Raw genomic sequence first — 11393 nt, 5'->3', positions numbered from 1 at the left:
TCTAAGGTTGCTTAACTAGAATAAGTTGATCGGTAGCAAAACCGAGTGCTTGCGCCCGTTGGATCAAACCTTGTTGAGTAGTTGAATCTAAACGTGGGGTGCGTGCGAGTATCCAGAGATAGCTGCGGTCATTCCCAACGATGAGGGCGTACTGATAGTGTGCGTCCAGCTCAACAATATTGTAGCCGCCGTAGAAAGGGCCAAAGAACGAAACTTTCAGGCGACCAACTTGTGGTGAGTCTACGAATTGTGCACGACCTTCTGCTTCTTGCCATTGTTGCTTGGTAGTATTGAAGCCACGGTTAAGGACGCGTACTGAGCCATCTGGGTTTAAGCTGTAGGTCGCGGTGACTTGTTCTAAACCACGCTCAAAGCTGTGGTCAAGACGAGCTATTTCGTACCATTTACCTAAGTAACGCTCTAACTGGAAGTCATCAATAGGTTTGACACCTTCAGGTATCGAAACACAAGCGCTTAGCAAAAATAAAAGTAAGGCTAGTGACGCAGTTAAACAAAACTTTTTCATTACGGCACTCGGCTGGGTAAAAGATGTGCTAGATTTTAACAGTAAGAATTGCGCCTTGCTGAAAAAACCACTACTATAAAAACAGCTTATAACATGTCATTTCATAATTATTATATAAAGGGCTAGCAAATGACTCCATTTGAACCATATCCAGAGGTAAATCCGGGCTGGGTGAGTGATACAACCGAAGCACCTACTATTCCTGCTTTACAAAATCCTACTAATACTCAAGTTAATCAAGGTTTCGAGGCCGAGGCACCTGTCCCGACTGAAGCACCTATTGCTGAGGATGAGTTGCAACTATTAAAGCGGTTGGGGTATTCCTATCAGGTATTGGCCTCTTCAATTGTAAAGGCTAAGCAAGCGCAGCAAGAATTACGCGGAAAATTAAATACTTATAAAATTGCGATTGATATACGTCAGCAAGAACTACAAGAGGTTTTAGGGCAACTAGCTGAGCATCAAGCCAGTCCAAGCGCTGTGCCTGCAAATGAGGCGGAAATTGCTGCAGAATTAGCACAACTAAAAGAAATCTTGAAGGGTTCACATCATGAGTCCTTACTCAGCAAGCTCAATCAAATGCAAGCTGCAGTAAAGCATGATCGCCAAAATCTACCCGAGTTATTAAGAGCCATGCGTGGTGAATTAGATCTAGTGATTCTACAAGCCCTGCGCTTAACAGCTTTAGAAAACTTGAATGAAGCTTATAAGAAGTATCGGCAGTTCCAAGAATATAATGCTCGGGCTGAACAAGAGTTCCAATCTTTAGTACGTACTTTTAATCAAGCCTAAACTACTTTAAAAAACGCAGCCAAACCTATTAGCTGCGTTTCACTTAGGATGATCAAAGAGTATGAGCAGTATTATTTTTAGCCAGTCGCCACTTCAAGAGTAGATAACCGAATAGGGCTGAAACCATTGAACCGGTTAAAATTCCTAAACGATCATGAGTCACTATATTTGTACCTTCAAAAGCTAGTGAGCTAATAAATAAACTCATTGTGAAGCCAATTCCACCTAACAACGCTACGCCATAGAGTTCCCACCAACCAACTCCTGAAGGTAATTGCGCAATTTTTAATTGAATTGCTAACCAGCAAGCGCCAAAAATACCCAGTTGCTTACCTAAAAATAAACCTAAAGCAATGCCTAAAGGAATCGGCTCGAAAATAGAGTTTATCGATAAACCGGCTAAAGAAACGCCCGTATTCATAAAGGCAAAGATCGGCAAAATGAAATAAGCCACTGAGCTATGTAAGTCATGCTCTAACCCTTCAGCTAAACTGTGAGCACTGCCTGCAGGTACACGTAGGGGAATGAAAAGTGCGAGCAATACGCCCGCTAAGGTCGCATGCACACCAGACTTTAAAACGGCAACCCACATAACAAAACCAACTAGCAAATAAGGGGACAGAGACAAAACACCCCGCCGGTTCAAGATAAATAAAACTACTAAGGCAGCACCTGCAATACTTAAAGAAATGGCTGATAATTTAACGGTATAGAAAATAGCGATAATGACAATTGCCCCTAAGTCATCGACAATCGCTAAGGTTAAAAGGAACAGCTTTAAGCTAGTGGGAACGCGTTTGCCTAATAAAGATAACACGCCTAAAGCAAAGGCAATATCGGTAGCTGTGGGAATTGCCCAGCCACGCATTGCATAAGGTTCATGGTAATTAACTAAGCTATAGACCAAAGCAGGAGCAATCATTCCTCCTAAAGCTGCAATCACTGGAAGTGCAGCTTTAGACAGATCAGCTAGTTCACCCTGTAAGACTTCACGCTTAATTTCTAAGCCAACCGTGAGGAAAAATAGCGCCATTAAGCCATCATTGACCCAAAGTAACAAAGGCTTAGCAATTTCTAAAGCACCGACTTGAACAATAACCGGCGTATGCAGTAAGGCTTTATACCAATCTTGTAAGGGCGAGTTGACGGCGAGCATGGCTAGAATCGCCGCGATGACCAATAAAATTCCACTGGCTGATTCTAGCGCTAGAAAGCGTTGAATGGTTTGTTTCATCTAAGTAGGTCTTTCCAATGATTGGATCATTCAGATGATCGGGTTAGACACGGTTAGGAACCCGCCACAATAACAAGCCACCTGCAATAAATAAAATCAAAATTGCTAGTAAACCCATGCGTGAGGAGCCGGTTAAAATCCCAAACCAGCCAACTAATAATGGCCCTAAAACGGCGGCAAATTTACCTAGCATATTATAAAAACCAAAGAACTTAGCTGCTTGATCCGCAGGAATTAAACTTGCGTATAAAGAGCGACTTAGGGCTTGCACACCGCCTTGGACAAGACCAACACAAATTGCAAGTGCATAGAAACCGTTCACTGACTGCATTTGTGAGGCGAAAATGGTGATCGCGATATATGCTGCTAAACCAAGCAAAATGCCTTGTTTGGCACCAAATTTATTCCCCAAATAACCAAAGGCTAAAGCGGCAGGGAAGGCTACGAATTGGGTAATCAATAAGGCAGTAATTAGACTATCTTGTGGAAAACCTAAAGTTTGACCGTAATCAACGGCCATGACGATCACGGTATCAACGCCATCAATATAAAACCAATAAGCTAATAAAAATAAACCAACCGATTTTAGTTGGCGAATATGCCGGAAGGTATCAAGTAAATCACGACCCCCTTCAGCTATTAAGGTCAATAAAGGGGGGCGCTTGGCTGTAGTTGAGCGGCGTTGATGTACGAATAGCCACATCGGAATCGAAAATACCGCCCACCAGACCGCAGTAATCCCAAAAGCCCAACGGACTGCGCTAAGTTTATCTGTCCCTAAATTGAACCATTCAGGATGAAGGGTCATCAGTACACACAGTAAAAAAAGCAAACCACCTCCAAGATAACCCATGCTATAACCTAAGGCGGATACACGGTTAAAATCTTTTTCTTCAGCAACATCCACCAGTAAAGAGTCATAAAAAATATTCGCGCCTAAAAAACCGATAACAGCCAATACAAAAGCAAACATGGCTATTTGCCATTGATTCGCACCAATCACTGTCAGTAATAAGGTAGCGCTCACACCAATGGCGACAAAGCTTGCCAACAGTGGTTTTTTTAAGCCGCCTCGATCAGCAATTGCCCCTAAAAATGGAGCTAAGAGCATTACCGATAAACTAGCTAAGGCATTCGCTGTCCCTAAATGCAAAGTGACTTCTTCAGAAGGTAGTTCTTTTGCCCAATAGCTACGGAAAAAAATTGGGAAAAAGGCCACTACCACTGTAGTTACAAATGCTGAATTCGCCCAGTCATAAAAAGCCCAAGCCCAACGCTCGCGCAGGCTGGGTGTGTTAGTTGTCATTATGATTATCCTGTTTGATTAGAGACTAGACAGAATAGTATGCACAAACCGCACATAGAGCAATGTACGCCTGATAAATACAGATAAGTAGCTCGTGCTGAGGTTTTTATGGGCAACTGCTTGATAAGCTAAGTATTTCTCTGTGAACCGCCATATGTCTGCTTGCAAGCTACCTCTTGGCGTGAAACTTACCAGTTTTGCTTGAGCCTGTGCTGAAATAAATCTTATTTCAAGGATGGCCATTAAACAGCAAATCCTACACAAGCTGAGTTGCCCTAAATGAAAGCTCAGTTACTCAAATCGTGAATAAAGGTAGCTTAATACCACGGAGTTTTTATGATTAACAGAATAAGCAATAATAATGTTGGAAGCTCCTACGCTTCCCAAAATTCGAGTTTATCTGCCAGTGCAAGTGGCGCCAGTCAATTCTCTAGTAGTTTGAATTGCTTCAATCTTGGTGGGCAATTACCACAGTTTTTCAATATCTTACAACAACTCTTGTCTTCCTTATGCGGCGATAACAGCGGCTCTGGTAAGGGTGGTTCTACCGATGGCTCTGGGAAGGGCACAGGAGGTTCTGGCAAAGGTGGTTGTGAAATTCGCCCAGAGATTAAACCGGAAGTTGCTTGTGATATTCGTCCGGAAGTCAAACCCGAGGTTAAGCCTGAAGTAAAACCGGAAATCAAGCCAGAGATTATTGTTGAGATTAAGCCGGAGGTTAAACCCGAGGTAAAACCGGAGATCAAGCCCGAAATTATCATTGAAGTTCAACCTGAGATTAGGCCTGAAGTAAATCCTGACGTATGTCCTGAAGTAAAACCGGAAATCAAGCCAGAGATTATTGTTGAGATTAAGCCTGAGGTTAAGCCCGAAGTACGTCCTGAAGTAAAACCGGAAATCAAGCCAGAGATTATTGTTGAGATTAAGCCAGAGGTTAAACCCGAAGTACGTCCTGAAGTAAAACCAGAAATTAAACCCGAAATCATTATTGAAGTTAAGCCAGAAGTTAAACCTGAGGTGAAACCAGAAGTCAGACCAGAAGTGGTTTGTGATATTCGCCCAGAGGTTAAACAGGAAATAATGTACGAAGTTGTGCTTGAAGTGAAACCTGAAATTAAGCACGAGATCAAGGCAGAAATTAAATATGAAGTAATTAAGGAAGTGAAGCCAGAGATCAAGCCTGAAATTAAGCACGAGGTTAAAGGTGAAACTAAATGGGAAATTCGTCCAGAGATTAAATTTGAAATTCTCTGTGATATTGTTCCCGCTGAAATGATGCCGCTCGATTAATTTTTAAATCGATCTAGTAGACATTGGCTAGTAACAACAGGTTACTAGCCAGTTTTCAATGAATAACAATAAGAGATCTTTGGCATGCTGACCCTAGCTGAAAAAAAAGAGCGCTTACTTACCCTCATTCTGCAAGATGGCATTTTATTTCGTACCCCCACCCAACCGATTTTATCGCGTGACGGTACCTTTGGGCGCTGGATGCTTAATTCCTTAGCGGTTTCACTAACTCACGAAGGTATCCAACTAGCTGCAGCTTGTTTACTCGATTTATTAAGTAAATTTGAAGGTCGACAAATAGCCACTTATGGCACTACTGCAATCCCCTTAGTGACAGCTTGTGTGCTGCAAGGTGGTGGGCGTTATGAAGCTTTATTAGTGCGTAAAGAGCGTAAGCCACACGGCTCACTGAAATTGATCGAAGGGCGCATTAATCGTGATGAGCCAGTGATTATTATTGACGATTCGGTCAGTTCAGGGATTTCAATGCAAAAATGCCGAGATACTCTAGAGGCTGATGGCTTTCGGGTAGAGGGTGGCATTTGTTTAGTGCGCTTTGGTTGGTATGGTGGCTTTGGCTTAATGCAAGAGCAGGGCTACCACATGGAAACCGTGTTTGATATTGATCACGATGTCAGTCCACGGATGGATTCTGAGCCTAAAGTTCTACAAAACCCCACCAAATATTATTTAGAACACCAGTTGCCTTGGCATAGTAACAAAGCACCTGAAGGTTTAAGCCCTACGGTATTAGCCCGTACTGTGCTAACTGAATATTTAAGCACTGGGCAGCTTTTGCAAGCGCCTGAGCAACTTGACCAAACTTATGTACATCAAGGTGGTTGCTTTATTAGTTTACGGCAGAAGGATCAGATTCATTTGCGCCATGCCCGTGATGGTTTTTGGCATTTCCCGGGGGAGCGTTGCTTTAGCCCAAGCCAAGATATTGTACATGCCTGTTGGCAAACTGCACGTCGTTTGCCACGCGGTGAGCAAGGTTTAAAACTCTTAGCCGAGAGTGCCATTGCAGTCACTTTCTTTTCTAAATTAGAGGCTTGTACCGTAGGTGAGTTAGATAATGATCGCTATGGGATTGTAGTCCGTAGTCAAGAGCGCCCTACTAAAATGGGCGGTGCTTTACCACGGATGCCGGGTTTAGCGACTGCAGGCCAACAGTTTAATCATGCCTTCTATAAAAATGCGCAATTGGTCTCGTTTGAGCCTTACACACTCTATCGTCATGATGTGTTCAAATATGTAGAAGAGGAAGTGAAATGGCAACCGACTGGGGTTGCGCTTGATCCTAATAAAATTCAATGGTTCGAGTCAGTTGCCATTGCCCGTTTAATCACCCAGCGCGCGCGTACTCTAATAAAAGCACAGATTACCCAAACGATACCTACAGATACGACTGAATTACCGGCTGATTTATGCCTATCATTAGATGCTTTGTATATTTCAGTGCTGTTCAAAGGCCAGCTCCAAGGCTGTATGGGTAAAAGCATTAAAAACTTAGATCAAGATGTGCAAATTTTGGCAGAAGCGGTGTTAGCGGATCAGCGCTTTGCTAAACAATTGAATGCTGAGAATGTCGATCAATTCGTTATAAAAATTTATTTATTGCATGCACCTTTGGAGTTAGGTGCGTATAGCCCAGAAGAGGTTATGAATCCAGTCCGCTTCTGCGAACAAGCTTTGATGGTACATCAAGGAGATAAAACTGGGATTTTACTGCCCGATGTACCGGTGCTATTTAATTACGATGAAAAGGCTTATGTAGCTGAGGTCTTGGATAAAGCCGGAATTACGCGCCCGCCTTATGCTTGGCTACGGTATGATTGCAGCTCTTGGCTCGATGATGGTCATCAAGTCTATCGTATGCAGAAGGCTTTCCCACGCACCGAGCTTAAGCAGATTGAATCGCAGCAAGTTCCAGCTTTAGCAGGTTTGTGGGCCAGTTATATTCAGCGTCAACGCTTAGAAGATGGTTCGTTCTATTTCTACTATTTCCCGTTTAGCAATAAGCTGCAGCAGGTTCAAGATAAGGTACGTACAGCGCATACCTTGTGGGTGCTCACACGTGCGCAACAAGCTCAATTAAGTACCATTGAGGACGCTCAACTTATAGCCTGTTTAAACTTCCTCAAAAGTGGTCTGCGCAAAACGCCTGAGAAACTTTGGCTTTCAGAAGCAAGTTCTAGCGAGGAAGTTAAAAATGACACAGTTGCAGGCAGTGCTTTGCTATTAATGGCTTTAAGTGCTCAGCAGTCACTGAGCTTAGAAGACAATCAACTGGCACAAAATTTAGCGCAAGTCTTATGGCAGGCAATTGATCCACATGGGCGTGTGCTTTGTTTTATCCACGCGACTGATAGCCGGGCAGTTAATGATGAGCCTTATCAAGATTATATTGGTGGGCAAGTATTAATGGCTTTAGCTTTAGCTGCAAAGGCAGGTATCACGCCTATCGAACGCACCAAATGGATGAAAGCACTAAGCTATTATCAACATCGTAGCCAATACAAGCGCCGCGCTGATTTAGTCAGTTGGATGGTACAAGGTCTAGGTGCTTGTTGGCAGCTCGAGCCTAAACGTGAATTAGCGGTGAATATTTTTGCTTTAGTGGATTGGGTGTTGGAGTATCAATCACAACTCGATGGTGGTTTCACGACCCGCCAACAACAGGGGCGTGCTGATTATATGACAGCAGTTTATTTAGAGGCCGTAGCTGTGGCTCTAAATATCGCTCGACAAACCAAGGATCAGCTCCGTACTGAACGCTATCAACAGGCCTGTGAATTAGGCTTTGCTTTCTTAGATAAACAAACCGTACAGGCGCGTGATGCCAGTGTATTACCCAATTTAGCCTGGGCTGAGGGCGGTTTACGCCAAAGTACCACGAATAGCACGCTGCGGATTGATTTCACTCAACATGCTTTATCCGCAGCACTGTATACCCTAGGAAAATAGCTAAGGTTTGTTCGTACCCGCTGAAAGCTTTAAACTGCCACGCATTACCTAGGTTTTGCGTGGATGGCGAGCATGTCCTTATTTTTTATTGACCGACCGATATTCGCTTGGGTCATTGCTATTATAGTGATGTTAGCGGGTGTTTTATCTATCTCCAAACTTCCGATTGCACAATATCCCGATATTGCTCCACCCACGATTTCTGTCTCTGCCTCTTACCCTGGTGCTTCTGCTAAGACCGTCGAGGATTCGGTGACACAAATCATTGAGCAGAAAATGACTGGCTTAGATGGTTTGCAATATATTGCTTCCACGAGTAGCTCGGCAGGTAGCTCTAGGGTTGATTTGAGCTTTTCTGCGGATACCGATCCTGATTTAGCTCAGGTTGAAGTGCAAAATAAGCTCCAGCTAGCGCTCCCGCAGTTACCGGCTGCGGTACAGCAACAAGGTACACGAGTGAGTAAGAGTTCGAGTGGCTTCTTGCAGATTATTGGCTTTATCTCTGAAGATGGCAGTATGAGCCAGACCGATATTGCTGATTATATTGCCACTAATATTCAAGACCCTCTTAGCCGTGTGGAAGGGGTCGGTAGTACGCAAATTTTCGGCTCACCTTATGCGATGCGGATTTGGCTCGATCCACTGAAAATGAGTACGTATAAAATCACCACGACTGAAGTAAAAAACGCTATTCAGTCGCAGAATACGCAAGTTTCAGCAGGGCAGCTTGGTGGTACGCCAGCCGTACCGAATCAACCCCTCAATGTCACAGTCACCGCTCAATCTACGCTACAAACCCCTGAGCAATTTAATGCGATTACGGTAAAGGCTAATTCCACCGGTGGGGTAGTGCGCTTAGCAGATATTGCCCGTGTAGAGCTTGGGAGTGAAAGCTATGATGTGGTATCACGGATTGGTGGCAAACCTTCAGGTGGTTTATCTGTTACTTTAGCCAGTGGTGCGAATGCTTTAACTACCGCAGAAGCCGTTAAAGACAAACTGAAAGAATTAGAGGCTTATTTCCCAAAAGGTCTTACTGCCATCATTACCTATGATGCCTCGCCTTTTATTAAAATCTCAATTGAAGGCGTATTAGTGACTTTGGCTGAGGCGATGGTCTTAGTTTTTATCGTCATGTTTGTGTTCTTACAAAGCTTCCGCGCGACTTTAATTCCAGCAATTACCGTGCCGATTGTTTTACTGGGCACTTTGGCCATTTTGAATATGTTTGGTTATTCGATTAATACCCTCACCATGTTTGCAATGGTCTTGGCGATTGGTCTGTTGGTAGATGATGCAATTGTGGTAGTGGAGAACGTCGAACGCTTAATGCATGACGAAGGGTTATCGCCCCGCGAAGCGACGCGTAAATCCATGCGGCAAATCACTGGCGCTCTGATTGGGATTGCCTTAGTTTTGGCTGCAGTATTTGTGCCGATGGCTTTCTTTGGTGGCTCAACTGGCGTGATCTATCGACAGTTCTCTATTACCTTGGTTTCGGCGATTACTCTGTCGGTGGGGGTAGCACTCATTCTGACGCCCGCTTTATGTGCCAGCCTTCTAAAAGCGAGCGATGTAAAAGATAAAACAGGCTGGGCTGGTTGGTTTAATCGAGGTTTCAATCGTTCTAGTCAGCGCTATCAAGCAATGGTTGGTGGAATGCTCAATAAGCCAACACGTTATGTGCTGGTGTATTTTCTAATTATTGGGCTGATGAGCTATTTATTTGTGCGTTTACCGACTTCTTTCTTACCGGATGAAGACCAAGGCACTTTATTTGTCCAAGTACGTTTACCTGCTGGAGCGACGCAAGAAAACACTTTAAAGGTGGTTGCTAAAGTCGAAAAGTATTTTTTAGAGAATGAAAAAGAAACTCTCAGTGCGGTGATGGCAGTGGGTGGAGTTGGTACCGCAGGGAATGCGCAAAATGTGGCGCGCTTATTTGTGCGCTTAGTCGATTGGGATCAGCGTAAGCGGCCGGATCAGACCGCACAAGCGATTGCCAAACGTGCTTCTGGTAAGTTGCGTGCCATTCAAGAGGCGCGGGTAGTGGTAAATGCTCCACCTGCCGTGCGCGGTTTGGGGAATTCCGCAGGTTTTTCGGTCGAGATTCAAGATCGTGCGGGTTTAGGCCATGAGGCTTTAATGAAAGCACGGGATGAGTTCATCAAAGCTACTTCGCAAGATCCACGTTTAACGGCGGTAAGGGCGAATGGCATGGACGACAGTAGCCAATATCAAGTCGATATTGATGTGCTTCAAGCGAGTGCAATGGGGATTTCCATCAATACGATCAATGATACCCTTTCAACCGCTTGGGGTGGCTCGTATGTGAGCAATTTTATTGATCGTGGGCGAGTTAAGAAAGTCTATCTGCAAGGTGAAGCGACTAGCCGGATGATGCCGGAAGATTTAGATCGTTGGTTCGTTAAAAATACAGCGGGCGATATGGTGCCGTTTTCGAGTTTCTCAAAAGGCAGTTGGACCAAGGGGCCACCCCTCTTAGAACGTTTTAATGGCGTGAGTTCGGTAGAGGTGAATGGTGCACCTGCGGATGGCATCAGTTCCGGCACTGCTATGCAGATTGTGGCTGATCTAGTCGGTAAATTACCGGAAGGGATTGGTTATGAGTGGACTGGCTTATCTTATCAGGAGGCTAAATCAGGTGCTCAGGCTCCTTTGCTCTATGCTTTATCCGTCTTAGTGGTGTTTTTAGCACTCGCAGCCTTATACGAAAGCTGGTCGATTCCGTTTGCAGTGATTTTAGTCGTTCCACTAGGGGTGTTAGGTGCGGTACTAGCCACCGATATTCGTGGTTTAAATAATGATGTGTATTTCCAAGTTGGTTTACTCACCACCATTGGTTTAGCTGCTAAGAATGCAATTATGATTGTCGAATTTGCACGCAATCTGCTTAAACAAGGCTATGCCTTAATTCCAGCTACTTTGGAGGCGGTACGCATTCGTTTGCGTCCGATTCTCATGACTTCTTTTGCTTTTATTTTAGGCGTATTGCCGTTGGTTTTGAGCACTGGAGCAGGGGCTGGAAGTCGGCATGCAGTTGGTACGGGTGTGTTAGGGGGTATGATGGCTGCTACCATTTTAGGGATCTTTTTTGCACCTTTATTCTTCTTGGTGGTGAAGAAAATCTTCCCTGAAAAAATTCAAGAAGAGTCCTCAAAAACAGTAGTTCAAGCTGAGGTAAAGGTCTAGGTTCATGCAAAGCTTTGTAGTAAAACAAGATTGGCATTCGACTTGCTACTCAGTACACTCCT

7 protein-coding genes are annotated in these 11393 nt (G+C 44.2%); 4 read left to right on the top strand and 3 right to left on the bottom strand.

Features of this window, described 5'->3' with window-relative positions; translation table 11 throughout:
* Nucleotide 1: 1 nt before the first annotated feature.
* The gene (locus Q0230_RS07965; protein ID WP_298609372.1) at nt 2–526 is read right to left on the bottom strand and encodes a lipocalin family protein; all 525 of its coding nucleotides are present in this window, start codon (nt 524–526) and stop codon (nt 2–4) included.
* Between the two features lie 129 nt (nt 527–655).
* Between Q0230_RS07965 and Q0230_RS07960 the strand changes: the two genes are divergently transcribed.
* Nucleotides 656–1318 (top strand): hypothetical protein, encoded by a 663-nt coding sequence (locus tag Q0230_RS07960; RefSeq protein WP_298609371.1) that lies wholly within the window; start codon nt 656–658, stop codon nt 1316–1318.
* 52 nt (nt 1319–1370) lie between these two features.
* Here the strand turns inward: Q0230_RS07960 and nhaA are convergent, their stop codons facing one another.
* Complete coding sequence (gene nhaA / locus Q0230_RS07955; RefSeq protein ID WP_298609370.1) at nt 1371–2552, bottom strand: Na+/H+ antiporter NhaA; 1182 nt, start codon at nt 2550–2552, stop codon at nt 1371–1373.
* Nucleotides 2553–2595: 43 nt separating this feature from the next.
* Nucleotides 2596–3858: an MFS transporter gene (locus Q0230_RS07950; protein WP_298609369.1), complete on the bottom strand. Its 1263-nt coding sequence runs from the start codon at nt 3856–3858 to the stop codon at nt 2596–2598.
* Between the two features lie 336 nt (nt 3859–4194).
* On the opposite strand from Q0230_RS07950, the gene Q0230_RS07945 reads away from it, so the two are divergent.
* The 3 genes from Q0230_RS07945 to Q0230_RS07935 all read left to right on the top strand — a co-directional run bounded on the left by Q0230_RS07945 (nt 4195) and on the right by Q0230_RS07935 (nt 11331).
* Complete coding sequence (locus Q0230_RS07945; RefSeq protein ID WP_298609368.1) at nt 4195–5148, top strand: hypothetical protein; 954 nt, start codon at nt 4195–4197, stop codon at nt 5146–5148.
* An 84-nt stretch (nt 5149–5232) separates the two neighbouring features.
* Nucleotides 5233–8118, top strand: coding sequence for an AMMECR1 domain-containing protein (locus tag Q0230_RS07940; RefSeq protein WP_298609367.1), 2886 nt, complete (start codon nt 5233–5235; stop codon nt 8116–8118).
* 72 nt (nt 8119–8190) lie between these two features.
* Entirely contained in the window at nt 8191–11331 is a 3141-nt protein-coding gene (locus Q0230_RS07935; RefSeq protein WP_298609366.1) for an efflux RND transporter permease subunit, read from the top strand.
* Nucleotides 11332–11393 lie beyond the last annotated feature (62 nt).

It is taken from the genome of uncultured Thiothrix sp., assembly GCF_937876535.1.
GTDB lineage: Bacteria > Pseudomonadota > Gammaproteobacteria > Thiotrichales > Thiotrichaceae > Thiolinea.
This window is presented reverse-complemented; position numbering and strand designations above follow the sequence as displayed.

Bases quoted from the DNA above. Each gene is read 5' to 3' on its own strand.
- Q0230_RS07965 (WP_298609372.1), bottom strand. From the start codon at position 526: ATGAAAAAGTTTTGTTTAACTGCGTCACTAGCCTTACTTTTATTTTTG.
- Q0230_RS07960 (WP_298609371.1), top strand. From the start codon at position 656: ATGACTCCATTTGAACCATATCCAGAGGTAAATCCGGGCTGGGTGAGT.
- nhaA (WP_298609370.1), bottom strand. From the start codon at position 2,552: ATGAAACAAACCATTCAACGCTTTCTAGCGCTAGAATCAGCCAGTGGA.
- Q0230_RS07950 (WP_298609369.1), bottom strand. From the start codon at position 3,858: ATGACAACTAACACACCCAGCCTGCGCGAGCGTTGGGCTTGGGCTTTT.
- Q0230_RS07945 (WP_298609368.1), top strand. From the start codon at position 4,195: ATGATTAACAGAATAAGCAATAATAATGTTGGAAGCTCCTACGCTTCC.
- Q0230_RS07940 (WP_298609367.1), top strand. From the start codon at position 5,233: ATGCTGACCCTAGCTGAAAAAAAAGAGCGCTTACTTACCCTCATTCTG.
- Q0230_RS07935 (WP_298609366.1), top strand. From the start codon at position 8,191: ATGTCCTTATTTTTTATTGACCGACCGATATTCGCTTGGGTCATTGCT.